The organism is Escherichia sp. E4385 (assembly GCF_963883145.1).
Taxonomy (GTDB): domain Bacteria; phylum Pseudomonadota; class Gammaproteobacteria; order Enterobacterales; family Enterobacteriaceae; genus Escherichia.
The window spans coordinates 13,299-39,066 of sequence record NZ_CAWOOJ010000001.1; the positions used below are offsets into that span (position 1 = coordinate 13,299).

Consider the following 25,768-nt stretch of genomic DNA (forward strand, 5'->3'; position numbering starts at 1 on the left):
CGCTGTCATATGTATAGATTAATCAATGACGACGCGGTGATTATTTATAATCCAGCACATAGGTCGCGTTGGCAGTGACTTCACCCGCCGTCACGGGAGTGCCGTTATCAATCTGCTCCATCCAGGCGAAGAAGTTTAGTGTTTGTTCTGTGGCTGTTGGTTCCAGCCCAATATCTGGACTTTCTGAACCCAGAGTGATGTTGGACTGGTCTTTGTTCATTAAGCGCACGCCAACACCAGTGGCTTCACCAGCGCTGGTGTTACTGAGCATTGGTGAGGCTCCCGTGGTTTTCGCCGAACTGTCAAAGGTTACTGAGACTTTTGATACTACGGAACCAGAACCGTTATCGGAATTTGGCAGGTCACAGTTAACTAAATGAATATCGACAGGCGTTAATGCACTGTGATGATCCTGGTTGATGCGGGTCTTGGTCACCTCACCAAGATTTACTTGTTTATCAATGTCTTCTTGCTTAATTTCACAAGGCGCTTCAATAACTTCACCTTTAAAGTGAATTTCACCAGAGCCTTCATTTGCAGCATAAACAGGGGCTGAAATTAACAGAGATACGGCCAGCGCCGCCAGTGTTTTTTGTCCTTTAAACATAACGGAGTCCTTTAAGGAAATAGAAAAAGTATAGCGGTACCAGAATAACTTACTTGAATATCAAATGTTTTTAGTTTTACTTAAAAACATTGTTAACTATATTAAATACAAGGCTAATTAATTGATGCGGTGAATTAATTGCTTAATGAAAAGGATGCAGGTTTATTAGAGATTCCCCTCATTTTCATGAGGTTAAAAATCTTGCTATCTGGAGGGTGTAATAAAAAACCATCAGGCTGATCATAAAATGAGCAGTGTTATTTTTTTTACAATATCTATGTTGGTCCGATAATGGATTTTATCTTTACAATTTTTTGTGTTTAGGCAAATAAAAAATAACCCGCCATAGAAAAGACGGGTTAGAAGGATTTACTGTCATGCAATCAATGGTTAACGCTTGATGTCGCTTTTAAAGTCGCGTTTTTCGTAACCAGTGTAAAGCTGACGCGGACGGGCAATCTTCATGCCGTCACTATGCATTTCGCTCCAGTGAGCGATCCAGCCAACGGTACGGGCCATGGCGAAGATGACGGTGAACATGGAAGACGGAATGCCCATCGCTTTCAGGATGATACCAGAGTAGAAATCGACGTTCGGGTACAGTTTCTTCTCGATAAAGTACGGGTCGTTCAGCGCGATGTTTTCCAGCTCCATGGCCACTTCCAGCAGGTCATCTTTGGTACCCAGCTCTTTCAGCACTTCATGGCAGGTTTCACGCATTACAGTCGCGCGCGGGTCGTAGTTTTTGTACACACGGTGACCGAAGCCCATCAGACGGAAAGAGTCATTTTTGTCTTTCGCACGACGAACAAATTCCGGAATGTGTTTAACCGAGCTGATTTCTTCCAGCATTTTCAGTGCAGCTTCGTTGGCGCCGCCGTGTGCTGGTCCCCACAGAGAAGCAATACCTGCCGCGATACAGGCAAACGGGTTTGCGCCCGAAGAACCTGCGGTACGTACGGTAGAAGTAGAGGCGTTTTGTTCGTGGTCAGCGTGCAGGATCAGAATACGGTCCATCGCGCGTTCCAGAATCGGATTGACTTCATACGGTTCGCACGGCGTGGAGAACATCATGTGCAGGAAGTTTCCAGCGTAGGAGAGGTCATTACGCGGGTAAACAAACGGCTGCCCGATGGAATATTTGTAGCACATTGCTGCCATGGTCGGCATTTTCGACAACAGGCGGAACGCGGCGATTTCACGATGGCGCGGGTTATTGACGTCCAGAGAGTCATGATAAAACGCCGCCAGCGCACCAGTAATACCGCACATTACCGCCATCGGATGCGAGTCGCGACGGAAAGCGTGGAAGAGACGGGTGATCTGCTCGTGGATCATGGTATGACGGGTCACCGTCGTTTTGAACTCGTCATACTGTTCCTGGGTTGGTTTTTCACCATTCAACAGGATGTAGCAAACTTCCAGGTAGTTAGAATCGGTTGCCAGCTGATCGATCGGGAAGCCACGATGCAGCAAAATACCTTCATCACCATCAATAAAAGTAATTTTAGATTCGCAGGATGCTGTTGAAGTGAAACCAGGGTCAAAGGTGAATACGCCTTTTGAACCAAGCGTACGGATATCGATAACATCTTGACCTAGCGTGCCTTTCAGCACATCCAGTTCAACAGCTGTGTTCCCATTGAGGGTGAGTTTTGCTTTTGTATCAGCCATTTAAGGTCTCCTTAGCGCCTTATTGCATAAGACTGCCGGAACTTAAATTTGCCTTCGCACATCAACCTGGCTTTACCCGTTTGTTATTTGGCTCGCCGCTCTGTGGGAGAGAGGAAACCTGGGTACAGAGCTCTGGGCGCTTGCAGGTAAAGAATTCATTGATGACGAATAAACGGCGAATCAAGCACTTAGCAATCCGAATTATTAAACCTGTCTATCACTAATAACTGTCTCGAATGTATTGGTCAATACTTCCACACTGTTACATAAGTTAATCTTCGGTGAAATAGTGACCCCATAACTTTTACGCATTATATGCTTTTCCTGGTAATGTTTGTAACAACTTTGTTGAATGATTGTCAAATGTGATGGTTAAAAATTAAATAAATGTTGTTATCGTGACCCAGATCACTGTTCCGGATAAAACCAGACAAACTATATGTAGGTTAATTGTAATGATTTTGTGAACAGCCTATACTGCCGCCAGGTCTCCGGAACACCCTGCAATCCCGAGCCACCCAGCGTTGTAACGTGTCGTTTTCGCATCTGGAAGCAGTGTTTTGCATGACGCGCAGTTATAGAAAGGACGCTGTCTGACCCGCAAGCAGACCGGAGGAAGGAAATCCCGACGTCTCCAGGTAACAGAAAGTTATCCTCTGTACCCGTAGTCCCCAGGGAATAATAAGAACAGCATGTGGGCGTTATTCATGATAAGAAATGTGAAAAAACAAAGACCTGTTAATCTGGACCTACAGACCATCCGGTTCCCCATCACGGCGATAGCGTCCATTCTTCATCGCGTTTCCGGTGTGATTACGTTTGTTGCAGTGGGCATCCTGCTGTGGCTTCTGGGTACCAGCCTCTCTTCCCCTGAAGGTTTCGAGCAAGCTTCCGCCATTATGGGTAGCTTCTTCGTGAAATTTATCATGTGGGGCATCCTTACCGCTCTGGCATATCACGTCGTCGTAGGTATTCGCCACATGATGATGGATTTTGGCTATCTGGAAGAAACATTCGAAGCGGGTAAACGCTCTGCCAAAATCTCCTTTGTCATTACTGTCGTGCTTTCACTTCTTGCAGGAGTCCTCGTATGGTAAGCAACGCTTCCGCATTAGGACGCAATGGCGTACATGATTTCATCCTCGTTCGCGCTACTGCTCTCGTCCTGACGCTTTACATCATTTATATGGTCGGTTTTTTTGCTATCAGTGGCGAACTGACATATGACGTCTGGAGTGGTTTCTTTGCCTCTGCGTTCACTAAAGTCTTCACTCTGCTGGCACTGTTTTCCATTTTGATCCATGCCTGGATCGGCATGTGGCAGGTGTTGACCGACTACGTTAAACCATTGGCCGTGCGCCTGATTCTGCAACTGGTGATTGTCGTTGCACTGGTGGTTTACGTGATTTATGGATTCGTTGTGGTGTGGGGTGTGTGATGAAATTGCCAGTCAGAGAATTTGATGCAGTTGTGATTGGTGCCGGAGGCGCAGGTATGCGCGCGGCGCTACAAATTTCCCAGAGCGGCCAGACTTGTGCGCTGCTCTCTAAAGTTTTCCCGACCCGTTCCCATACCGTTTCTGCGCAGGGCGGCATTACCGTTGCGCTGGGTAATACCCATGAAGATAACTGGGAATGGCATATGTACGACACCGTAAAAGGGTCGGACTATATCGGTGACCAGGACGCGATTGAATATATGTGTAAAACCGGGCCGGAAGCGATTCTGGAACTGGAACACATGGGCCTGCCTTTCTCGCGCCTTGATGATGGTCGTATCTATCAACGTCCGTTTGGCGGCCAGTCGAAAAACTTCGGCGGCGAGCAGGCGGCACGTACTGCGGCGGCTGCCGACCGTACCGGTCACGCACTGCTGCACACGCTTTATCAGCAGAACCTGAAAAACCACACCACTATTTTCTCCGAATGGTATGCGCTGGATCTGGTGAAAAACGCCGATGGCGCGGTGGTCGGTTGTACCGCACTGTGCATCGAAACTGGTGAAGTGGTTTACTTTAAAGCTCGCGCTACCGTGCTGGCGACTGGCGGGGCAGGGCGTATTTATCAGTCCACCACCAACGCCCACATTAACACTGGCGACGGTGTCGGCATGGCTATCCGTGCAGGCGTACCGGTACAGGATATGGAAATGTGGCAGTTCCACCCGACCGGTATTGCCGGTGCGGGCGTACTGGTCACCGAAGGTTGCCGTGGTGAAGGCGGTTATCTGCTGAACAAACATGGCGAACGCTTTATGGAGCGTTATGCGCCGAACGCCAAAGACCTGGCGGGCCGTGACGTGGTGGCGCGTTCCATCATGATCGAAATCCGTGAAGGTCGCGGCTGTGATGGTCCGTGGGGGCCACACGCAAAACTGAAACTCGACCACCTGGGTAAAGAAGTTCTTGAATCCCGTCTGCCGGGTATCCTTGAACTCTCCCGCACCTTCGCTCACGTCGATCCAGTGAAAGAGCCGATTCCGGTAATCCCAACCTGTCACTACATGATGGGCGGTATTCCGACCAAAGTGACCGGTCAGGCGCTGACCGTGAACGAGAAAGGCGAAGATGTGGTGATCCCTGGGCTGTTCGCGGTAGGTGAAATTGCCTGCGTATCCGTACACGGCGCAAACCGTCTGGGCGGCAACTCGCTGCTGGACCTGGTGGTATTTGGTCGTGCGGCAGGTCTGCATCTGCAAGAGTCTATTGCCGAGCAGGGCGTACTGCGCGATGCCAGCGAGTCTGATGTTGAAGCTTCTCTCGATCGTCTGAACCGCTGGAACAACAACCGTAACGGTGAAGATCCGGTGGCGATTCGTAAAGCACTGCAAGAATGTATGCAGCATAACTTCTCGGTCTTCCGTGAAGGTGATGCGATGGCGAAAGGGCTTGAGCAGTTGAAAGTGATCCGCGAGCGTCTGAAAAATGCCCGTCTGGATGATACTTCAAGTGAGTTCAACACCCAGCGCGTTGAGTGCCTGGAACTGGATAACCTGATGGAAACGGCGTATGCAACGGCTGTTTCTGCCAACTTCCGTACCGAAAGCCGTGGTGCGCATAGCCGCTTCGACTTCCCGGATCGCGATGATGAAAACTGGCTGTGCCACTCCCTGTATCTGCCAGAGTCGGAATCCATGACGCGCCGAAGCGTCAACATGGAACCGAAACTGCGCCCGGCATTCCCGCCGAAGATTCGTACTTACTAATGCGGAGACAGGAAAATGAGACTCGAGTTTTCAATTTATCGCTATAACCCGGATGTTGATGATGCTCCGCGTATGCAGGATTACACCCTGGAAGCGGATGAAGGTCGCGACATGATGCTGCTGGATGCGCTTATCCAGTTGAAAGAGAAAGATCCCAGCCTGTCGTTCCGTCGCTCCTGTCGTGAAGGGGTATGTGGTTCCGACGGTCTGAACATGAACGGTAAGAATGGTCTGGCCTGTATTACCCCAATTTCGGCACTCAACCAGCCGGGTAAGAAAATTGTAATTCGCCCGTTACCAGGTTTACCGGTTGTCCGCGATTTGGTGGTAGACATGGGACAATTCTATGCGCAATATGAGAAAATCAAACCTTACCTGTTGAATAATGGGCAAAATCCGCCAGCTCGTGAGCATTTACAGATGCCAGAGCAGCGCGAAAAACTCGACGGGCTGTATGAATGTATTCTCTGCGCATGTTGTTCAACCTCTTGTCCGTCTTTCTGGTGGAATCCCGATAAGTTTATCGGCCCGGCAGGCTTGTTAGCGGCATATCGTTTCCTGATCGATAGCCGTGATACCGAGACTGACGAGCGCCTCGACGGTTTGAGTGATGCATTCAGTGTATTCCGCTGTCACAGCATCATGAACTGCGTCAGTGTATGTCCGAAAGGGCTGAACCCGACGCGCGCCATCGGCCATATCAAGTCGATGTTATTGCAGCGTAATGCATAAACCCCGGGCCTGATAAGACGCGCAAGCGTCGCATCAGGCAACCAGTGCCGGATGCGGCGTGAACGCCTTATCCGGCCTACAAAAGAAATGCAGAAACCGTAGGCCTGATAAGACGCGCAAGCGTCGCATCAGGCAACCAGAGCCGGATGCGGCGTGAATGCCTTATCCGGCCTACAAAAGAAATGCAGAAACTGTAGGCCTGATAAGACGCGCAAGCGTCGCATCAGGCGTAACAAAGAAATGCAGGAAATCTTTAAAAACTGCCCCTGACACTAAGACAGTTTTTAAAGGTTCCTTAGCGGACGCAGAAAATACGACAAGTCCGCAACAAGTGAACCCCGGCACGCACATCTGATATGAAATGTGCGTGGTAGTATCCACGGCGAAGTAAGCATAAAAAAGATGCTTAAGGGATCACGATGCAGAACAGCGCTTTGAAAGCCTGGTTGGACTCTTCTTACCTCTCTGGCGCAAACCAGAGCTGGATAGAACAGCTCTATGAAGACTTCTTAACCGATCCTGACTCGGTTGACGCTAACTGGCGTTCGACGTTCCAGCAGTTACCTGGTACGGGAGTCAAACCGGATCAATTCCACTCTCAAACGCGTGAATATTTCCGCCGCCTGGCGAAAGACGCTTCACGTTACTCTTCAACGATCTCCGACCCTGACACCAATGTGAAGCAGGTTAAAGTCCTGCAGCTCATTAACGCATACCGCTTCCGTGGTCACCAGCATGCGAATCTCGATCCGCTGGGACTGTGGCAGCAAGATAAAGTGGCCGATCTGGATCCGTCTTTCCACGATCTGACCGAAGCAGACTTCCAGGAGACCTTCAACGTCGGTTCATTTGCCAGCGGCAAAGAAACCATGAAACTCGGCGAACTGCTGGAAGCCCTCAAGCAAACCTACTGCGGCCCGATTGGTGCCGAGTATATGCACATTACCAGCACCGAAGAAAAACGCTGGATCCAACAGCGTATCGAGTCTGGTCGCGCGACTTTCAATAGCGAAGAGAAAAAACGCTTCTTAAGCGAACTGACCGCCGCTGAAGGCCTTGAACGTTACCTCGGTGCAAAATTCCCTGGTGCAAAACGCTTCTCGCTGGAAGGCGGTGACGCGTTAATCCCGATGCTTAAAGAGATGATCCGCCACGCTGGCAACAGCGGCACCCGCGAAGTGGTTCTCGGGATGGCGCACCGTGGTCGTCTGAACGTGCTGGTGAACGTGCTGGGTAAAAAACCGCAAGACTTGTTCGACGAGTTCGCCGGTAAACATAAAGAACACCTCGGCACGGGTGACGTGAAATACCACATGGGCTTCTCGTCTGACTTCCAGACCGATGGCGGCCTGGTGCACCTGGCGCTGGCGTTTAACCCGTCTCACCTTGAGATTGTAAGCCCGGTAGTTATCGGTTCTGTTCGTGCCCGTCTGGACAGACTTGATGAGCCGAGCAGCAACAAAGTGCTGCCAATCACCATCCACGGTGACGCCGCAGTGACCGGACAGGGCGTGGTTCAGGAAACCCTGAACATGTCGAAAGCACGTGGTTATGAAGTTGGCGGTACGGTACGTATCGTTATCAACAACCAGGTTGGCTTCACCACCTCTAATCCGCTGGATGCTCGTTCTACGCCGTACTGTACTGATATCGGTAAGATGGTTCAGGCACCGATTTTCCACGTTAACGCGGACGATCCGGAAGCCGTTGCCTTTGTGACCCGTCTGGCGCTCGATTTCCGTAACACCTTTAAACGTGATGTCTTCATCGACCTGGTGTGCTACCGCCGTCACGGCCACAACGAAGCCGACGAGCCGAGCGCAACCCAGCCGCTGATGTATCAGAAAATCAAAAAACATCCAACGCCGCGCAAAATCTACGCTGACAAGCTGGAGCAGGAAAAAGTGGCGACGCTGGAAGATGCCACCGAGATGGTTAACCTGTACCGCGATGCGCTGGATGCTGGCGATTGCGTAGTGGCAGAGTGGCGTCCGATGAACATGCACTCTTTCACCTGGTCGCCGTACCTCAACCACGAATGGGACGAAGAGTACCCGAACAAAGTTGAGATGAAGCGCCTGCAGGAGCTGGCTAAACGCATCAGTACGGTGCCGGAAGCGGTTGAAATGCAGTCTCGCGTTGCCAAGATTTATGGCGATCGCCAGGCGATGGCTGCCGGTGAGAAACTGTTCGATTGGGGCGGCGCGGAAAACCTCGCTTACGCCACGCTGGTTGACGAAGGCATCCCGGTTCGTCTGTCGGGTGAAGACTCCGGTCGCGGTACGTTCTTCCACCGCCACGCGGTGATCCATAACCAGTCTAACGGTTCCACTTACACGCCGCTGCAACATATCCATAACGGTCAGGGCGCGTTCCGTGTCTGGGACTCCGTACTGTCTGAAGAAGCCGTGCTGGCGTTTGAATACGGTTATGCCACCGCAGAACCACGCACTCTGACTATCTGGGAAGCACAGTTCGGTGACTTCGCCAACGGTGCGCAGGTGGTTATCGACCAGTTCATCTCCTCTGGCGAACAGAAATGGGGCCGGATGTGTGGTCTGGTGATGTTGCTGCCGCACGGTTACGAAGGGCAGGGGCCGGAGCACTCCTCCGCGCGTCTGGAACGTTATCTGCAACTTTGTGCTGAGCAAAACATGCAGGTTTGCGTACCGTCTACCCCGGCACAGGTTTACCACATGCTGCGTCGTCAGGCACTGCGCGGGATGCGTCGTCCGCTGGTCGTGATGTCGCCGAAATCCCTGCTGCGTCATCCGCTGGCGGTTTCCAGCCTCGAAGAACTGGCGAACGGCACCTTCCTGCCCGCCATCGGTGAAATCGACGAGCTTGATCCGAAGGGCGTGAAGCGCGTAGTGATGTGTTCTGGTAAGGTTTATTACGACCTGCTGGAACAACGTCGTAAGAACAATCAACACGATGTCGCCATTGTGCGTATCGAGCAACTCTACCCGTTCCCGCATAAAGCGATGCAGGAAGTGTTGCAGCAGTTTGCTCACGTCAAGGATTTTGTCTGGTGCCAGGAAGAGCCGCTCAACCAGGGCGCATGGTACTGCAGCCAGCATCATTTCCGTGAAGTGATTCCATTTGGGGCTTCTCTGCGTTATGCAGGCCGCCCGGCCTCCGCCTCTCCGGCGGTAGGGTATATGTCCGTTCACCAGAAACAGCAACAAGATCTGGTTAATGACGCGCTGAACGTCGAATAAATAAAGGATACACAATGAGTAGCGTAGATATTCTGGTCCCTGACCTGCCTGAATCCGTAGCCGATGCCACCGTCGCAACCTGGCATAAAAAACCCGGCGACGCAGTCGTACGTGATGAAGTGCTGGTAGAAATCGAAACTGACAAAGTGGTACTGGAAGTACCGGCATCAGCAGACGGCATTCTGGATGCGGTTCTGGAAGATGAAGGTACAACGGTAACGTCTCGTCAGATCCTCGGTCGCCTGCGTGAAGGCAACAGCGCCGGTAAAGAAACCAGCGCCAAATCTGAAGAGAAAGCGTCCACTCCGGCGCAACGCCAGCAGGCGTCTCTGGAAGAGCAAAACAACGATGCGTTAAGCCCGGCGATCCGTCGCCTGCTGGCTGAACACAACCTCGACGCCAGCGCCATTAAAGGCACCGGTGTGGGTGGTCGTCTGACCCGTGAAGATGTGGAAAAACATCTGGCGAAAGCCCCGGCGAAAGAGTCTGCTCCGGCCGCGGCTGCTCCGGCGGCGCAACCGGTTCTGGCTGCACGTAGCGAAAAACGTGTCCCGATGACTCGCCTGCGTAAGCGTGTGGCAGAGCGTCTGCTGGAAGCGAAAAACTCCACCGCCATGCTGACCACGTTCAACGAAGTCAACATGAAGCCGATTATGGATCTGCGTAAGCAGTACGGTGAAGCGTTTGAAAAACGTCACGGCATCCGCCTGGGCTTTATGTCCTTCTACGTGAAAGCCGTGGTTGAAGCCCTGAAACGTTACCCGGAAGTGAATGCGTCTATCGACGGCGATGATGTGGTTTACCACAACTATTTCGACGTCAGCATGGCGGTTTCTACGCCGCGCGGCCTGGTGACGCCGGTACTGCGTGATGTCGATACCCTCGGCATGGCAGACATCGAGAAGAAAATCAAAGAGCTGGCAGTCAAAGGCCGTGACGGCAAGCTGACGGTTGAAGATCTGACCGGTGGTAACTTCACCATCACCAACGGTGGTGTGTTCGGTTCCCTGATGTCTACGCCGATCATCAACCCGCCGCAGAGCGCAATTCTGGGTATGCACGCTATCAAAGATCGTCCGATGGCGGTGAATGGTCAGGTTGAGATCCTGCCGATGATGTACCTGGCGCTGTCCTACGATCACCGTCTGATCGATGGTCGCGAATCCGTGGGCTTCCTGGTAACGATCAAAGAGTTGCTGGAAGATCCGACGCGTCTGCTGCTGGACGTGTAGTAGTTTAAGTTTCACCTGCACTGTAGACCGGATAAGGCGTTATCGCCTTCTCCGGCAATTGAAGCCTGATGCGATGCTAAACGCGTCTTATCAGGCCTACGGGACCAGCAATGTAGGTCGGATAAGGCGCTCGCGCCGCATCCGACAAGCGATGCCTGATACGACGCTAAACGCGTCTTATCAGGCCTACGGGGACCACCAATGTAGGTCGGATAAGGCGCTCGCGCCGCATCCGACAAGCGATGCCTGATGCGACGCTTAACGTGTCTTATCAGGCCTACGGGTGACCGACAATGCCCGGAACCGATACGAAATATTCGGTCTACGGTTTAAAAGATAACGATTACTGAAGGATGGACAGAACACATGAACTTACATGAATATCAGGCAAAACAACTGTTTGCCCGCTATGGCTTACCAGCACCGGTGGGTTATGCCTGTACTACTCCGCGCGAAGCAGAAGAAGCCGCTTCAAAAATCGGTGCCGGTCCGTGGGTAGTGAAATGTCAGGTTCACGCTGGTGGCCGCGGTAAAGCGGGCGGTGTGAAAGTTGTAAACAGCAAAGAAGACATCCGTGCTTTTGCAGAAAACTGGCTGGGCAAGCGTCTGGTAACGTATCAAACAGATGCCAATGGCCAACCGGTTAACCAAATTCTGGTTGAAGCGGCGACCGATATCGCTAAAGAGCTGTATCTCGGTGCCGTTGTAGACCGTAGTTCACGTCGCGTGGTCTTTATGGCCTCCACCGAAGGCGGCGTGGAAATCGAAAAAGTGGCGGAAGAAACTCCGCACTTGATCCACAAAGTTGCGCTTGATCCGCTGACTGGCCCGATGCCGTATCAGGGACGCGAGCTGGCGTTCAAACTGGGTCTGGAAGGTAAACTGGTTCAGCAGTTCACCAAAATCTTCATGGGCCTGGCGACCATTTTCCTGGAGCGCGATCTTGCGCTGATCGAAATCAACCCGCTGGTCATCACCAAACAGGGCGATCTGATCTGCCTCGACGGCAAACTGGGCGCTGACGGCAACGCACTGTTCCGCCAGCCTGATCTGCGCGAAATGCGTGACCAGTCGCAGGAAGATCCGCGTGAAGCACAGGCTGCACAGTGGGAACTGAACTACGTTGCGCTGGACGGCAACATCGGTTGTATGGTTAACGGCGCAGGTCTGGCGATGGGTACGATGGACATCGTTAAACTGCACGGCGGTGAACCGGCTAACTTCCTTGATGTGGGCGGCGGCGCAACCAAAGAACGTGTAACCGAAGCGTTCAAAATCATCCTCTCTGACGACAAAGTGAAAGCCGTTCTGGTTAACATCTTCGGCGGTATCGTTCGCTGTGACCTAATCGCTGACGGTATCATCGGCGCGGTAGCGGAAGTGGGTGTTAACGTACCGGTCGTGGTCCGTCTGGAAGGTAACAACGCCGAACTCGGCGCGAAGAAACTGGCTGACAGCGGCCTGAATATTATTGCAGCAAAAGGTCTGACGGATGCAGCTCAGCAGGTTGTTGCCGCAGTGGAGGGGAAATAATGTCCATTTTAATTGATAAAAACACCAAGGTTATCTGCCAGGGCTTTACCGGTAGCCAGGGGACTTTCCACTCTGAGCAGGCCATTGCATACGGCACCAAAATGGTTGGCGGTGTAACTCCAGGTAAAGGCGGTACTACCCATCTCGGCCTGCCGGTGTTCAACACTGTGCGTGAAGCTGTTGCTGCTACTGGCGCTACCGCTTCTGTTATCTACGTACCAGCACCGTTCTGCAAAGACTCCATTCTGGAAGCTATCGATGCAGGCATCAAACTGATTATCACCATCACTGAAGGCATCCCGACGCTGGATATGCTGACCGTGAAAGTGAAACTGGACGAAGCAGGCGTTCGTATGATCGGCCCGAACTGTCCGGGCGTAATCACTCCGGGTGAATGTAAAATCGGTATCCAGCCGGGTCACATTCACAAACCGGGTAAAGTGGGTATCGTTTCCCGTTCCGGTACACTGACCTATGAAGCGGTTAAACAGACCACGGATTACGGTTTCGGTCAGTCGACCTGTGTCGGTATCGGCGGCGACCCGATCCCAGGCTCTAACTTTATCGACATCCTCGAAATGTTCGAAAAAGATCCGCAGACCGAAGCGATCGTGATGATCGGTGAGATCGGCGGTAGCGCTGAAGAAGAAGCGGCTGCGTACATCAAAGAGCACGTCACCAAGCCCGTTGTGGGTTACATCGCTGGTGTGACTGCGCCGAAAGGCAAACGTATGGGCCACGCGGGTGCCATTATTGCCGGTGGGAAAGGGACTGCGGATGAGAAATTCGCTGCTCTGGAAGCCGCAGGCGTGAAAACCGTTCGCAGCCTGGCGGATATCGGTGAAGCACTGAAAACTGTTCTGAAATAAATATCTGTAATAAGAAATAGCCCTCGCCGCTTCCCTCTACAGGAATGGCGAAGGGCTGTCGGTTTCGACATGGTTGGCCATCGTATGATGGCCTTTTTTGTTGTATGTCGGGCGCTAATCTGAAAAGTTTGCCCACTGCTTTTTTTCCCCATCCTCTGCGCAATAATGCCCGGCGAAATACCTCCTCTCCGTTCTGTAAAAGGATTTATACATGAAGAAAATTGTTCTGCCGGTTGCTCTGGCCCTGATGGGTATAAATGCGGACGTTTATGCGGCCGATGTAAAGATCGATATTTTAAGTGCGACAGTGAAAGATAAACGCATTGAGGGGGCATCGGTGACGCTGCAACGCAATGGCGCACAATCTGTTTCTGGCACCACAAATGCCTCGGGCAGCATTAATCTGGGCTCTTCCTTTGCCGATGATCAAGATGCTTTGTTAATCGTCAAAAAAGAGGGTTATTCCAATCTGGTGGTCAAATGCCCGTGTGCGGGCATGACTTATGCTATTAGTCCGGTAATGACTAATCTGGATGGCGTGCGTGTAGTATTGAGCTGGGGGGACAGGCCTTTTGATCTTGATTCGCATTTGATCTTCCCTGGCGGACATATCTATTTTGATAGTAAAGGGGGGACTGATGCCAATCTGGATGTTGATGATACGGATAGCTATGGACCAGAAACTATCACCATCAGCAAAAAGCATTTTGGCGAAAGTTACATCTATGCCGTGCAGGACTATAGCAATAAAGGGTTGCCCAACAGTAATTATCTCTCTGCCAGTAATGCAAAAGTGTTTGTCTATGTAGGGAGCTCCCTGGTGCGTAGCTATAGTGTCCCAGCTGGAGAACGAGGGAACATCTGGACCGTGTTTAAACTCAATCCAAACGGCGAGTTTGAAGATATCAACTCTGTGACCAGTGCCAATTTTAACGACACCACATTAGGCGTCAGGGATCTAGCCACTGTGATAATGCCTGCGACGGAGTCTTCAACTCCGGCTTCACCTGCGATGCAAAACAGTGGAGATTCTCAACTGGCAAGAAAATATAATCGCGAAGGTGAAGCTGTCTATAAAACCGGTCAACTTGAGCAAGCCATTCAACTCTTCCAACAGGCAACAGAATTAGACGGCAATTACGGTCAGGCATTTAGTAACCTGGGTCTGGCTTATCAGAAAAATGGCAACATAGCGGAAGCGATTTGGGCAAATCGTAAAGCGATCTCGTTAGCCAGTGGAGCAAATGCGGCGACAACGCGCGCTAACTCCTATTATAACATTGCCAAAATTTATGAAACTGCTGGACAGAACGCCGATGCATTGCAGCATTATCAACTCGCTTATGCGGAAAAAAATAAGCCCTCTTATGAAGAGGCCATCGCACGGGTAAAAGCGAAAATGTAGCGGTTAGCAAACAGGAGGCTATGTGGTGTTAGCCTCCTTACCCCCAGGCCAGCGGGAATATAGTAATCATCGTTTTTAACATTCAACGTCCAGATCCCGCTTGAGCGTAAAAACCAGCCTTTAGACATTTTATAAATGATGAAGGGCTGAAAAGTGGTTGATGCCACCGACTCACGATCGTTATCGCCAGCAAAGCTTTTTTGCCATTGCACCAGACCCACCTTCAACCATTTTGGCGACCAATCAACCGCTACCGCCGCCAGGCCTGTTTGCCACTTTCCCGTGCCTAATTCCTCGTTTTCCGCACTGTTGGCTGTAATCAATGGCCCAATGCCCAATCAGATACTTCTATATCCGATTGGGTTTTGTTAATTGCGTTACCCCTTAAATGTTAACCACGGTCGAAATCTGACCGCAGGTTGAATTAATCCGGCTGCTTGTTGGGCTTCGATAACCGGACCAATATCTTTATAAGCAGCTGGCGCTTCTTCAAGACGTCGTTCTTCGCGCAATGTGACGCATTGCCACGGCAACGTTGACTCTTCAGTAGCACGAGTGCGCATAGCCTGTCGTCGCTGGCTGCGTCCTGCTCCGTGACTGCATGACCACAGCCACTGCGGGTTGCCGCAACCGACCGCAAGCCACGAGTAATCGCCCATTGATCTGGGGATTAACGCCAGATCGCCTGCGCGTGCCGGCGTTGTGGCCACCACTGCGCCAACGGGGACGCCATTGCCGGGGTGAAAATCTGGCGTCGCGCACGTCTGGCGTACATAACCTGGATGATCTGGTAGCTTCACTTCTGCAAAATCAAGCAGTTGTGTCACTGCTTTTTCTTCTGGCGGCAGTTCGTCCGGCAGCAGTACGTGGGCTCTGGCTCCTGATGGACGAGATAATGAAACAATATTGTTGGCGCGGGAAAGTTGGATCCCTTTGCGCAGAAAGGCTTTATCAAGCCTCGAAAGATGATGCATAACGCTGTCCTGAAATATAGACGTTAATCAACCCCCTGTATTGCGAGGTAATTTTGTCTTTCCGGTCAGCAGCCAGCAAAAGGGAAAGAAAACGCGCGTAGTGTATTCAGCAAAGATGATGAAAACAAGATAAAAATACCGATTGTCAAGGAGGGTTGTTGTTATAAAGGATGTGAATCATCGACGCTGGATTGTAAAATATGAAAAATGATAACTCCCGGAATATATATTTTAAGAGTTATTTTTACGCCTGTTCTTACGGCGGTAACTATCCATTGCTTGCCGTTTTTTAATTATCAAAGTGGGATAAAAACAAATGGATTATTAATGATAATAAAACATATCGTTATGACGAGCAATGAAGATCTTATTTTAAATATCATTGTGTTATGCGTGCTGTATGGTGTCGGGTTACCTGTTGTTACGCTAATGTCTGGTTGTTATTAACGCATTTCTCCGGATAATTAAATTACAGACATCTTGCAATCTCATCATATTCATATGTTCAAATGAGAAAATATTTTGCCAACAATATCACTTTTTCCAAAAGTTAAATTAAGCATATTGAAATCGCATACAAAGCGTTGGCAGTTTTTTTGAATTTACATTCAGGGTGAATATTCCATAACAAATGAAATTCACCAAGTGAATTGATAATGCGAAATTATAAACGGGGATTATATAAACCGTTTCTGTATTCCTTCGCTCATTTTTTCTGGGCGATGACAGCATTTAATTTTATCCAGTAACAGGAGAAGATTCATGAGTAAGCCTTCAGACCCTCGTATTGATACCAGTCGCGTCATCCATGCGCCACAAGGAACTCAACTGCATTGCAAAAACTGGCAGATCGAAGCTGCCTATCGGATGTTGCAGAACAACCTTGATCCCGACGTAGCCGAAAATCCACAGCATCTGGTGGTATACGGTGGCATTGGCCGCGCGGCGCGTAACTGGGAATGTTTCGACCAGATCCTCGAATCACTCAAAAATCTCGAGCCTGATGAGTCGCTGTTGGTACAGTCCGGTAAACCCGTGGGCGTGTTTAAAACTCATACTGACGCGCCCCGCGTGCTGATTGCCAACTCTAACCTGGTGCCGCAATGGGCCAACTGGGATCACTTCAATGAACTGGATCGCAAAGGTCTGTTCATGTACGGCCAGATGACCGCGGGCTCGTGGATCTACATCGGTAGTCAGGGCATTGTGCAGGGAACGTTCGAAACTTTTGTCGAAGCAGGTCGCCAGCACTACAACAATTCGCTAAGTGGAAAATGGATCCTGACCGCGGGGCTCGGTGGTATGGGCGGTGCACAACCGCTGGCGGCGACTCTGGCAGGGGCTTGTTCATTAAATATCGAGTGCCAGCAAAGTAGCATCGACTTCCGTCTGCGTACCCGTTATGTCGATAAACAAGCGAAAGATCTTGATGATGCACTGGCGCTGATTAAATACCACACCGAACGCAAAGAAGCCGTTTCTATCGCGCTGCTGGGCAATGCGGCGGAAATTGTTCCTGAGCTGGTGAAACGTGCGCATCAGGGAGCGATCAAACCGGATCTGGTGACCGACCAGACCTCCGCTCACGATCTGGTCTATGGTTACCTGCCAATGGGCTGGAGCGTAGAACAATGGCGTGCTGCACAGCAGGATCCACAACAGCACGCCAGACTGCAAAAAGAAGCGGCACAGAGTTGCGTGGTGCATGTTCAGGGGATGCTGGACTTCCAGGCGATGGGGATCCCGGTTGTCGATTATGGTAACAACATCCGCCAGGTGGCTTTCAACGAAGGTCTGCAAAATGCCTTCGATTTCCCGGGCTTCGTTCCTGCTTACATTCGTCCCATGTTTTGTGAAGGCAAAGGCCCGTTCCGTTGGGTGGCGCTGTCTGGTGACCCGGAAGATATCTATAAAACCGATGCCAAAATTAAAGAACTATTCCCCAATAACGTACTGACCCATCGCTGGCTGGATATGGCGCGTGAGCGTATCGCCTTCCAGGGGCTTCCTTCACGTATTTGCTGGCTGGGGCTTGGTGAGCGTCACCTGGCGGGGCTGGCATTCAACGAAATGGTGCGCAACGGTGAACTAAAAGCACCAATTGTGATTGGTCGCGATCATCTTGTTACCGGTTCTGTCGCCAGCCCGAACCGCGAAACTGAAAGCATGCTCGATGGCAGTGACGCGGTTTCTGACTGGCCGTTGCTCAATGGTCTGCTCAATACCGCAGGTGGCGCAACGTGGGTGTCTCTGCATCATGGCGGCGGCGTCGGGATGGGGTATTCACAACACGCCGGGATGGTTATTGTTGCCGACGGTAGCGAAGAAGCCGAAAAACGTCTGGCGCGTGTGCTGGTGAATGACTGCGCTTCCGGGGTTATGCGTCATGCGGATGCGGGTTATGAGGCGGCAATTGAATGTGCCAAAAATTATGGTCTGAAATTGCCGATGATTCGCTAAATATTAACGCTGTTATTTAATATTTGCGCTAATACAGGCGGGAAGTCATCCGCCTGTATAACAATAATTATCAAAAATATTCATTACATCGTCGAGAGAAATATCTCTCGACCCTCTATTGCTGTTTCAAAAAATGACCTCTCATTTTGCAGGAGACTTTTTCATGGAATCAAGCAGCCCTATCCGCAGTAAAAAACCAGTATTAGAATCAAATACGATTAACGCCGTTCCTGAGTCCGCTCGCCACGGCGCGCCCTCCAGCCAGTTTACTTTATGGCTAAGTGCTAACTTACAAATTACCGCCGTGGTGGACGGCGCGTTAGCGATTATTTTTGGCTCTGAAGCCATGTCAGCAATTATTGGTTTATTAATCGGTAATATTATCGGCGGCGCGGTTATGGCATTGCACTCGTCACAGGGGGCAAAGCTGGGATTACCACAGATGATCTCCAGTCGTATCCGCTTTGGCGTCAAAGGAGCGGCGCTACCGTTACTGATGGTGATTATTATGTATCTCGGATTTGCCGCGACGGGTACGGTATTATCCGGTCAGGCGATTAACCGGATATTTGGTTTTGAGTCAGCATCGACCGGAATTATTATTTTCGGCATGCTTACCGCGATGATCGCATTGGTCGGTTATAAACTTATTCACGTCGTTGGCCGTGTTGCAGGGATATTAAGTATTCTGGGGTTTATTTACCTGGCCACTCAACTTAGCGGTCACTACGATGTGGCTGCGGCATTTGGTCAAAAGCCATTTAGCTTATCGGTGTTCTTATTAACGATTGCACTCTCAGCCGGATGGCAATTAACGTTTGCACCATACGCCTCTGATTATTCCCGCTATTTACCCTCTGATACACCAGCAAAATCAATCTTCTTTGCCACCTTTCTGGGAACTACGCTTGGCGCGCAATGTGCCATGACTTTTGGCGTTCTTGTTGCTGCTTGCGGTGCTAACTTCCTGAAAGATCAGGTTGGTTTTATGGGCGATTTAGCCGGACCAACGTTTGCCATTCTGATTTATACGGTGATTGTTTGCGGCAAACTGACGGTTAACTGTTTGAATGCCTACGGCGGCTTTATGTCGATTCTGGCGACCGTCAGCGCCTTTAACAATCGCAGCCAGGTTTCACAGCGTGTTCGTGCTGCCTACGTTGTAGGTTTCGTGCTGTTGTCGATGGTCGTCGCGCTGGCGGCAAGCGCAGACTTTTTGAATAATTTCAAAAACTTCGTTCTGCTGCTGTTGACGGTATTTGTGCCGTGGAGCGCTATCAATCTCATCGACTACTACTTCATCTCACAAGGTAAAACCGATATTCCAGCACTTTATACCCCGGAGGGACGCTATGGCGCGTATAACAAAACCGCGTTGGTTTGCTACGGAATTGGTGTGCTGGTGCAGATCCCCTTCCTGAATCAAAAACTGTATCAGGGACCCATTTCTGTACTGATGGGCGGGGCGGATATTTCCTGGATTATCGGCTTGTTAATTACAGCCGTTATTTATTACCCGTGGGCAAAACGTACTACCAGCGTTCCTGCCCAGACTATTTATCCCGAGTCGTAATATGGAACCAATGCTGATATCTGCAATGGATAAGCCCTTGCAACCGTGGCGCAACGGCGGGGGTTTTACGCGACAACTGCATGCCTGGCCTGATGATGAAAACTGGCTGTTACGCATCAGTATGGCCAATGTCAGCCAGGACGGTCCTTTTTCGGCGTGGCCTGGCGTGGTACGTGGCCTCGCCATTCTCGATGGGGAAGGGGTGAGGCTGACGTTTGCCGATTCGATAATCAACCTGCAACGTCACGATCCCGCCTTAATTTTTCCCGGAGAAGCCAGGCCAGATTGCCAGCTGATGGGCGGTGCAGTTCGCGATCTCAATGTCATGGCGCGGGAAGGCGATACGGGGATGTTGCGGGTGCAAAGTGCCGTTGACTGGCTTCCGCCATCACTTGCGCAAGCGGGCCTGTTCACGCTGTGTGAAGGGGAGTGGATAAGCGGCGAGAAAAGGGTGTTTGTCGCGGCAAATATGTTGTTATGGCTGGTTGCGCCTGATGGCAAGCCCTGGCGTTTCGTACCACGGAAAAAAGTCTCCGCCGGTGGGCTGGTGGGCTGGTGGCTTTATTATCTACGAGGGGAAAAATCCTTATGAGTGCATTAACGCTCTGGCGAAATACCACGCTGGCGACGCTTTCCGCTAACGATTGGGGAGTGATTGAAAATGGTGCATTAATCAGCCGTGGCGACACTATTGTCTGGCTTGGCAAGGCCACGCAGATCCCTCGCGAACTGACGGCTGACATTACAGAGGAACACGACCTGCAGGGTAAGTTGCTGACCCCCGGCCTGGTGGATTGCCATACGCATCTGGTGTATGGCGGCCAGCGGGCGAATGAGTTTGAGATGCGGCTACAAGGCGTGGCTTATGAAGATATCGCCAAAGCGGGCGGCGGGATCTTATCTACCGTCAATGCCACGCGGGCGGCCAGCGAAACACAACTGTTTGAACTGGCGGCGCAGCGACTACAAAAATGGTTGCGTGAAGGCGTCAGTACGCTGGAAATAAAATCCGGTTATGGCTTGACGCTGGAAGATGAAGCGCGCTGTTTGCGCGTTATCCGCCGCTTACAGGAATCTACAGGATTACGTATCCAGTCTACGTTTCTTGGGGCGCACAGCTTGCCGCCAGAGTTTGCCGGGCGCAGTGATGATTACATTACGGCGCTTTGCGACTGGATGGGCGTCTTACATGAACAGGGGCTGATTGATGCGGTTGACGCTTTTTGTGAAAACATCGCCTTTAGCCCAGACCAGGTACGGCGCGTTTTCAGTAAAGCACAACACTATGGATTACCTGTAAAACTGCATGCCGAACAGCTTTCTGACCAGCAAGGCGCTGCGCTGGCGGCGGCGTTTTCTGCACTCTCCTGCGATCATCTGGAATACCTGAGCGAGTCGGGGATCGCCGCCATGAAAGCAGCTGGAACAGTGGCGGTACTGCTCCCCGGTGCTTATTACTTCCTGCGCGAAACCCATCTGCCGCCGATTGCTGCTTTGCGGGCAGCGGGCGTGCCGATTGCTATCTCCACGGACCATAACCCCGGAACGTCTCCCAATATGTCATTGCCATTGATGATCAATATGGCCTGTACGCTGTTTCGCATGACGCCGCTGGAAGCCGTTCAGGGCGTTACGCGTCATGCGGCAAAGGCACTTGGACTTATTGACCGGGGTGAACTTGCACCGGGATTACGGGCGGATATGGCGGTCTGGGATCTTAACCATCCACGTGAACTGGCTTACTGGTTTGGGCATCAGCCTTGCCAGGGGCTTATTGTCGGCGGAAAAAGGAGTTGGTAATGAAGCAAACATTATTGCCGTGGAGTGGGCGTGTTGACTCGCAGGAAATCGGCATCAGCACTCGCTGGCATCAGCATGTGCAACCGTTTAGTGAACAAAGCCACGGCGGTTGTACGCTGATTGGTTTTGCCGTTGATGACGGGGTGCAACGTAATGGTGGGCGAGCGGGTGCAGCAGGCGGACCGGGCGCGTTGCGCAGCATGTTGGGAAATATGCCGGTGCTCTGTGAAGGCGCTATTTTCGATATGGGCGATGTACAAAGCGAGGACCACGCGCTGGAGTCCGCACAAAATCGTCTGGCGGCCAACGTATCTACAGCCATTGCGCGCGGCAGTTTACCGGTGGTTCTGGGTGGCGGTCATGAAGTGGCGTGGGGAACATTTCAGGGGATTATGCAGTCGCGTCCTGATATTCAGCGGTTACTGATTGTGAACCTTGACGCGCATTTTGATTTACGGATGGCGGAAAAAGCCAATTCAGGTACGCCGTTTCGTCAGATGCAAGAGTGGAACGCGCAGCATGGCAAACCGTTTAATTATCGCGTGCTGGGAATAAGTCGTTTTGCCAATACTCAGGCGTTATTTGATCGCGCTGATTGTCTTGGTGTGCGTTATTGGCTGGACGAATCTCTGCAATTTGAACGTGGTTTGCATGAGGTCGCTAATGCGCTCTCGGCAGATATTCAGGTGTGTGACGCCATTTATTTAACGATTTGTCTCGATGTTTTACCCGGTTATCAGGCGCCAGGCGTTTCTGCGCCATCACCGTTAGGCGTGCCGTTAAATATTACTGAAGCCGTTGTGAATTTAATCGCCGGTAGCGAGAAGTTGATTGCGGCGGATATTGCCGAACTTAACCCGGACCTGGACCGCGATAATTTAACCGCGAAAGTAGCCGCTCGCCTGGTGACCAGTATTGTCCGGCGGGGGAAAACAGATAGAACAAATTAAAACGTTGTCGCAGTAACCCGTTGTTAAACTCATCATGATAAGGAAACACAATGAAAGGATTGATACGAAGAGTCACTGTCACCGTTGTGCTCTGGAGCGTTTGCTCCATCGCGATGGCGAAATCAACCATTACTCTGGATGGCGAACATCTTTCCATTGACCAGGCCTGGTCAATTGCGTTAGGTGATAACGACGTCAAAATCGCGGCGAAAGCTCTGGACAGAATGGAAAAAAGTTATGATCTGGTGATGACCGCCGCGCATTCAGGAACACCCGTTTATGGTTTAACCGTAGGCGTGGGGCTAAATAAAGACCAGCCGATATTTGATGCCAAAGGCAATTTAACGCCTGAGGTGATTGACGCGTCGAAAAAATTTAATGCTGCCGCGCTGCGCGCCCATTCTGCGGGCGTTGGTCCGATGTTACCGGATTATCTGGCACGCCTTTCAATGGTATTACGTTTAAATACCATGCTGCATGGGCAAACCGGCGCGCAGCCTTATATTGCCGAGTTGTATGCCGAATTTATTAATCGCGGCGTTACACCGTTAATTCCGGCGCGGGGAAGCATCGGCGCAGCGGATATTATGCTCGCTTCGCACGTTGGTCTGGTGATGATGGGGGAATGGAAAGCCCGAGTAAATGGCGTGCAAATGAGCGGTGGTGACGCGCTGGCGAAAGTGGGACTTAAGCCACTGGTGCCGCAGGGTAAAGATATGCTGGCGATTTTGTCGAACAACAGCGTCGGGACAGCCTACGCTATCGAAGCAGTTCGTTCGGCACGTCAGTTGCTGAATGTCAGCCCGGTGGTTTTCGCTATGAGTCTGGAAGCGTTGAATGGTAACGTCGCACCGGTACTGCCGCAGTCAATTGCCGTGCGTCCTTTCCCGCAGTTGGCTGACTCTGCAAAAGAGATTCGCGATGCGTTAACCGGTTCATATTTATGGCATAAAGATGACAAACGTGCATTGCAAGATCCGTTATCGTTCAGAACTACGGTATATACCATTGCTGAATCAGTACGTGCTTTGCATGATGCTGAAGAGGTCATAACCGTACAAATCAACAGTTCCGATGACAACCCAGCAACGGTGCTGAATGCTGACAAGGCGTATCAGGACTCCAGTCAGGTCGCGCAATATTTTGTTAAAGATGGCGCAGTCAGCGGCGGGATCTTCCCGACGGCGAACTTCGAATCGTTACCTGTTGCGCTTGCCACTCAGCGTCTGACCGTGGCGCTGGTACATGTTTCGCATAACAGTATGCGTCGCTCGCTGCACCTGGAAGATGAGCACTTTACCGGTTTAACGCGCTTCCTGTCGGCACCCGGTAATAAAGGTCACGGCTTCGGTTCGCTGCATATTCCGTTTGTCGCGCTGCATGCGGAAAACGTCGATCTCGCCAATCCTGTTTCTTTCGATATTCAACCGGTTGCCGGAGGTATAGAAGACACCGGCGCCAATAATGACCACGCGGCCAGAAGATTGAAACAGGTTGTCGATAATCTGAACGTGATTTATGGCATTGAACTGATGCATTCCGCACAGGCTCTCGATTTACGGTTGCAGGCCAATCCACAACTGGCATTAGGAAAATCCACCAAAGCAATGTTTACCGAATACAGAAAAGTCGTGCCGTTTGTCGACCAGGATCGGGTCTTTACCCCAGATATTGCAGCTTCGCAAAAATTCTTAGAAGGATATGCTATAAATCAAAAATAAAATTTTTGTTGATTGTTTATCATAATATCCATAGATATGATAATTGCTATCAATTTAATAGTCTTCACTTAACTTGAATCATAATAATCCGAAGGGCGCTTTGCTTTTCGGATTATTATTATCTGATTGAGACAATTGTCACGCCGGGCTTGCTGGGTTATAAATATCGATCATGATTTTTATAAAATATCTATTGCTGCTTTGGTTGCCATTACTTAGCAATAAGTAATGGTTTTTTGATAGTTTAAACTATTTTTAAGGGACGGCATTATGAGAGGAAAAATACCCAAAACGGAACTGTTGGTAACTTTTGAGGTAGTCGCACGCCATGAAAGTTATACCAGAGCGGCAGAGGAGTTAGCATTAACCCAAAGCGCAGTATTCAGGCAAGTTAGCGCACTGGAAGATTTTTTACATATATCATTATTTGCGCATTCTAAAAAAAGAATATTTCTTAATGATGCCGGAAAGCATTATCTGGGCATTGTTAAAGAAACATTGAATAAGCTTGAACGTGACACAAATACTATCATGACCTGGCAACCTACGGTTCAGGTTATTGAGCTTGCTGTCAATCCTACTTTCAGTACGCACTGGTTGATCCCCAATTTACGTGAGTTCAATAAATTGTATCCCGATATAATTGTCAATATTCACTCATTAGCTAATAACGGGGATTTTCTTAATCGGGAATACGATGCCGTCATTATGCGCGAAAATTTTTGTGCGCCCTGGTCGGAGGTAGAATATCTCTTTGAGGAAGAGATCCTGCCGGTATGCAGCGGCAGTTTACTTTCACTTCCTGACCAAAAACTGTCTGTTGCAGAGCTATTAAGTGAGCTACCACTGCTGCATCAAAGCACCCGTATTACTGGCTGGGAAGAGTGGTTTGCATTGTCTGGCGTTAGTAATCCGTTGGTGAATAACGGACCTCGTTTTGATTTACTTTCAATGCTGATTGCCGCCGTGCGATCTAATCTCGGTGTGGCGCTCCTGCCCCGGTTTGCAATTCAACACGATTTAGATAGCGGTGACATGGTGATTCCGTGTGATGTGCCTATTCGTACCGGCAATCGCTTTATTATGACGTGGCGGGAAGAGAAGGCTGATTATCCGCACTTGCAACTCTTTCGTGAGTGGTTGCTGGCAAAATCGGTCGTACCGGAGGAGATGTAAAACCTGCGCCTGGCGAGATGCCAGGCGCAGTCATTACCAGTCGATACCAGGCTGTGCCTGAATACCGTTATCAAAAGCATGCTTGACGGGGCGGATTTCGCTTACCGTATCCGCCATTTTTACTATCTCACTATGGCAGCCGCGCCCGGTGACAATGACGTTTTGCTGCGTCGGGCGATTTTGTAGCGAAGCGATCACTTCTTCGGTATCCAGATAATGGTAAGCCAGCATGTAGGTCAGCTCATCGAGCACCACTAAATCGTAACGCTCATCAGCCAGCATCCGCTTGCATTCAGACCAGACCTCTTTCGCCGCGTCGATATCCGCTTGCCGATTCTGTGTCTCCCAGGTAAAACCTGTTCCCATAATATGAAATTCAACGCCCAGTGGATGGAGAAGGTTATATTCGCCGTTGTCCCACTGTCCCTTGATGAACTGCGCAACGCCAACCGTTTTGCCATGACCTACGGCGCGCGTCACGGTACCAAAAGCGGCGGTGGATTTTCCTTTTCCGTTACCAGTGAAAACAATCAATATTCCTTTTTTCTCCGTCGCCGCCGCGATGCGTGTGTCGACCTGTTCTTTCAGTTTCTGCTGGCGCTGAATATGTCGTTCAGTTGAAATTCGCGCTTCCATT

22 protein-coding genes are annotated in these 25,768 nt (G+C 50.7%); 16 read left to right on the top strand and 6 right to left on the bottom strand.

What is annotated here, in order from left to right; all coding sequences use genetic code 11:
• Positions 1-40: 40 nt before the first annotated feature.
• From AACS80_RS00070 to AACS80_RS00080, 3 genes are all read right to left on the bottom strand, one after another.
• Positions 41-607 (bottom strand): fimbrial protein, encoded by a 567-nt coding sequence (locus AACS80_RS00070; protein ID WP_130209862.1) that lies wholly within the window; start codon positions 605-607, stop codon positions 41-43.
• A 390-nt stretch (positions 608-997) separates the two neighbouring features.
• A complete protein-coding gene (gene gltA / locus AACS80_RS00075) occupies positions 998-2,281 on the bottom strand; it encodes a citrate synthase (protein WP_064528891.1) in 1,284 nt (427 codons plus the stop codon).
• A 204-nt stretch (positions 2,282-2,485) separates the two neighbouring features.
• Positions 2,486-2,593, bottom strand: a complete 108-nt coding sequence (locus AACS80_RS00080) for a hypothetical protein (protein WP_123057984.1) — start codon at positions 2,591-2,593, stop codon at positions 2,486-2,488.
• A gap of 380 nt (positions 2,594-2,973) precedes the next feature.
• Here AACS80_RS00080 and sdhC point away from each other — a divergent pair, with 380 nt between their 5' ends.
• The 9 genes from sdhC to AACS80_RS00125 all read left to right on the top strand — a co-directional run bounded on the left by sdhC (position 2,974) and on the right by AACS80_RS00125 (position 14,477).
• Positions 2,974-3,378 (top strand): succinate dehydrogenase cytochrome b556 subunit, encoded by a 405-nt coding sequence (sdhC, locus tag AACS80_RS00085; protein ID WP_000263347.1) that lies wholly within the window; start codon positions 2,974-2,976, stop codon positions 3,376-3,378.
• On the top strand, positions 3,372-3,719 hold the full coding sequence (gene sdhD, locus AACS80_RS00090) for a succinate dehydrogenase membrane anchor subunit (RefSeq protein ID WP_130222245.1): 348 nt from the start codon (positions 3,372-3,374) through the stop codon (positions 3,717-3,719). Before sdhC ends, sdhD begins: the two co-directional genes overlap by 7 nt.
• On the top strand, positions 3,719-5,485 hold the full coding sequence (gene sdhA, locus AACS80_RS00095; protein ID WP_130214982.1) for a succinate dehydrogenase flavoprotein subunit: 1,767 nt from the start codon (positions 3,719-3,721) through the stop codon (positions 5,483-5,485). Before sdhD ends, sdhA begins: the two co-directional genes overlap by 1 nt.
• A 15-nt stretch (positions 5,486-5,500) precedes the next feature.
• A complete protein-coding gene (sdhB, locus tag AACS80_RS00100) occupies positions 5,501-6,217 on the top strand; it encodes a succinate dehydrogenase iron-sulfur subunit SdhB (protein WP_064528883.1) in 717 nt (238 codons plus the stop codon).
• Between the two features lie 419 nt (positions 6,218-6,636).
• Positions 6,637-9,438, top strand: coding sequence for a 2-oxoglutarate dehydrogenase E1 component (gene sucA, locus AACS80_RS00105; protein WP_001181473.1), 2,802 nt, complete (start codon positions 6,637-6,639; stop codon positions 9,436-9,438).
• Positions 9,439-9,452: 14 nt separating this feature from the next.
• A complete protein-coding gene (odhB, locus tag AACS80_RS00110; protein ID WP_130214980.1) occupies positions 9,453-10,670 on the top strand; it encodes a 2-oxoglutarate dehydrogenase complex dihydrolipoyllysine-residue succinyltransferase in 1,218 nt (405 codons plus the stop codon).
• Between the two features lie 366 nt (positions 10,671-11,036).
• The gene (gene sucC, locus AACS80_RS00115; protein ID WP_001048602.1) at positions 11,037-12,203 is read left to right on the top strand and encodes an ADP-forming succinate--CoA ligase subunit beta; all 1,167 of its coding nucleotides are present in this window, start codon (positions 11,037-11,039) and stop codon (positions 12,201-12,203) included.
• Positions 12,203-13,072, top strand: a complete 870-nt coding sequence (gene sucD, locus AACS80_RS00120) for a succinate--CoA ligase subunit alpha (RefSeq protein ID WP_000025458.1) — start codon at positions 12,203-12,205, stop codon at positions 13,070-13,072. The genes sucC and sucD overlap by 1 nt, the downstream gene beginning before the upstream one ends.
• A gap of 247 nt (positions 13,073-13,319) precedes the next feature.
• Positions 13,320-14,477 carry a tetratricopeptide repeat protein gene (locus AACS80_RS00125; RefSeq protein WP_171021435.1) on the top strand — a complete coding sequence of 386 codons (1,158 nt, stop codon included), beginning with the start codon at positions 13,320-13,322 and terminating at the stop codon, positions 14,475-14,477.
• On the opposite strand, the gene AACS80_RS00130 is transcribed toward AACS80_RS00125, so the two are convergent.
• A complete protein-coding gene (locus AACS80_RS00130) occupies positions 14,438-14,815 on the bottom strand; it encodes a hypothetical protein (RefSeq protein WP_205713194.1) in 378 nt (125 codons plus the stop codon). The two genes, AACS80_RS00125 and AACS80_RS00130, sit on opposite strands and share 40 nt — an antisense overlap.
• A gap of 39 nt (positions 14,816-14,854) precedes the next feature.
• The gene (locus tag AACS80_RS00135; RefSeq protein ID WP_135409711.1) at positions 14,855-15,451 is read right to left on the bottom strand and encodes an RtcB family protein; all 597 of its coding nucleotides are present in this window, start codon (positions 15,449-15,451) and stop codon (positions 14,855-14,857) included.
• A 762-nt stretch (positions 15,452-16,213) separates the two neighbouring features.
• On the opposite strand from AACS80_RS00135, the gene hutU reads away from it, so the two are divergent.
• The 7 genes from hutU to AACS80_RS00170 all read left to right on the top strand — a co-directional run bounded on the left by hutU (position 16,214) and on the right by AACS80_RS00170 (position 25,131).
• Complete coding sequence (gene hutU, locus AACS80_RS00140; RefSeq protein WP_135409713.1) at positions 16,214-17,911, top strand: urocanate hydratase; 1,698 nt, start codon at positions 16,214-16,216, stop codon at positions 17,909-17,911.
• A 163-nt stretch (positions 17,912-18,074) separates the two neighbouring features.
• Complete coding sequence (locus tag AACS80_RS00145; RefSeq protein WP_130209878.1) at positions 18,075-19,484, top strand: cytosine permease; 1,410 nt, start codon at positions 18,075-18,077, stop codon at positions 19,482-19,484.
• 25 nt (positions 19,485-19,509) lie between these two features.
• Positions 19,510-20,076: a HutD/Ves family protein gene (locus AACS80_RS00150; RefSeq protein WP_240730899.1), complete on the top strand. Its 567-nt coding sequence runs from the start codon at positions 19,510-19,512 to the stop codon at positions 20,074-20,076.
• Entirely contained in the window at positions 20,073-21,284 is a 1,212-nt protein-coding gene (gene hutI / locus AACS80_RS00155; RefSeq protein ID WP_135409715.1) for an imidazolonepropionase, read from the top strand. The genes AACS80_RS00150 and hutI overlap by 4 nt, the downstream gene beginning before the upstream one ends.
• Positions 21,284-22,234, top strand: a complete 951-nt coding sequence (gene hutG / locus AACS80_RS00160) for a formimidoylglutamase (protein ID WP_135409716.1) — start codon at positions 21,284-21,286, stop codon at positions 22,232-22,234. Before hutI ends, hutG begins: the two co-directional genes overlap by 1 nt.
• A gap of 50 nt (positions 22,235-22,284) precedes the next feature.
• Positions 22,285-23,955 (top strand): HAL/PAL/TAL family ammonia-lyase, encoded by a 1,671-nt coding sequence (locus AACS80_RS00165; protein ID WP_138183607.1) that lies wholly within the window; start codon positions 22,285-22,287, stop codon positions 23,953-23,955.
• 270 nt (positions 23,956-24,225) lie between these two features.
• Positions 24,226-25,131 carry a LysR substrate-binding domain-containing protein gene (locus tag AACS80_RS00170; RefSeq protein ID WP_138183103.1) on the top strand — a complete coding sequence of 302 codons (906 nt, stop codon included), beginning with the start codon at positions 24,226-24,228 and terminating at the stop codon, positions 25,129-25,131.
• A 33-nt stretch (positions 25,132-25,164) separates the two neighbouring features.
• Here the strand turns inward: AACS80_RS00170 and cobO are convergent, their stop codons facing one another.
• A complete protein-coding gene (gene cobO / locus AACS80_RS00175) occupies positions 25,165-25,767 on the bottom strand; it encodes a cob(I)yrinic acid a,c-diamide adenosyltransferase (RefSeq protein WP_130222235.1) in 603 nt (200 codons plus the stop codon).
• Position 25,768: the final 1 nt, after the last annotated feature.

What these genes read in the sequence shown, in the direction of transcription:
- AACS80_RS00070 (WP_130209862.1), bottom strand. Translation starts at nt 607, where the DNA reads ATGTTTAAAGGACAAAAAACACTGGCGGCGCTGGCCGTATCTCTGTTA.
- gltA (WP_064528891.1), bottom strand. Translation starts at nt 2,281, where the DNA reads ATGGCTGATACAAAAGCAAAACTCACCCTCAATGGGAACACAGCTGTT.
- AACS80_RS00080 (WP_123057984.1), bottom strand. Translation starts at nt 2,593, where the DNA reads ATGCGTAAAAGTTATGGGGTCACTATTTCACCGAAGATTAACTTATGT.
- sdhC (WP_000263347.1), top strand. Translation starts at nt 2,974, where the DNA reads ATGTGGGCGTTATTCATGATAAGAAATGTGAAAAAACAAAGACCTGTT.
- sdhD (WP_130222245.1), top strand. Translation starts at nt 3,372, where the DNA reads ATGGTAAGCAACGCTTCCGCATTAGGACGCAATGGCGTACATGATTTC.
- sdhA (WP_130214982.1), top strand. Translation starts at nt 3,719, where the DNA reads ATGAAATTGCCAGTCAGAGAATTTGATGCAGTTGTGATTGGTGCCGGA.
- sdhB (WP_064528883.1), top strand. Translation starts at nt 5,501, where the DNA reads ATGAGACTCGAGTTTTCAATTTATCGCTATAACCCGGATGTTGATGAT.
- sucA (WP_001181473.1), top strand. Translation starts at nt 6,637, where the DNA reads ATGCAGAACAGCGCTTTGAAAGCCTGGTTGGACTCTTCTTACCTCTCT.
- odhB (WP_130214980.1), top strand. Translation starts at nt 9,453, where the DNA reads ATGAGTAGCGTAGATATTCTGGTCCCTGACCTGCCTGAATCCGTAGCC.
- sucC (WP_001048602.1), top strand. Translation starts at nt 11,037, where the DNA reads ATGAACTTACATGAATATCAGGCAAAACAACTGTTTGCCCGCTATGGC.
- sucD (WP_000025458.1), top strand. Translation starts at nt 12,203, where the DNA reads ATGTCCATTTTAATTGATAAAAACACCAAGGTTATCTGCCAGGGCTTT.
- AACS80_RS00125 (WP_171021435.1), top strand. Translation starts at nt 13,320, where the DNA reads ATGGGTATAAATGCGGACGTTTATGCGGCCGATGTAAAGATCGATATT.
- AACS80_RS00135 (WP_135409711.1), bottom strand. Translation starts at nt 15,451, where the DNA reads ATGCATCATCTTTCGAGGCTTGATAAAGCCTTTCTGCGCAAAGGGATC.
- hutU (WP_135409713.1), top strand. Translation starts at nt 16,214, where the DNA reads ATGAGTAAGCCTTCAGACCCTCGTATTGATACCAGTCGCGTCATCCAT.
- AACS80_RS00145 (WP_130209878.1), top strand. Translation starts at nt 18,075, where the DNA reads ATGGAATCAAGCAGCCCTATCCGCAGTAAAAAACCAGTATTAGAATCA.
- AACS80_RS00150 (WP_240730899.1), top strand. Translation starts at nt 19,510, where the DNA reads ATGGATAAGCCCTTGCAACCGTGGCGCAACGGCGGGGGTTTTACGCGA.
- hutI (WP_135409715.1), top strand. Translation starts at nt 20,073, where the DNA reads ATGAGTGCATTAACGCTCTGGCGAAATACCACGCTGGCGACGCTTTCC.
- hutG (WP_135409716.1), top strand. Translation starts at nt 21,284, where the DNA reads ATGAAGCAAACATTATTGCCGTGGAGTGGGCGTGTTGACTCGCAGGAA.
- AACS80_RS00165 (WP_138183607.1), top strand. Translation starts at nt 22,285, where the DNA reads ATGAAAGGATTGATACGAAGAGTCACTGTCACCGTTGTGCTCTGGAGC.
- AACS80_RS00170 (WP_138183103.1), top strand. Translation starts at nt 24,226, where the DNA reads ATGAGAGGAAAAATACCCAAAACGGAACTGTTGGTAACTTTTGAGGTA.
- cobO (WP_130222235.1), bottom strand. Translation starts at nt 25,767, where the DNA reads ATGGAAGCGCGAATTTCAACTGAACGACATATTCAGCGCCAGCAGAAA.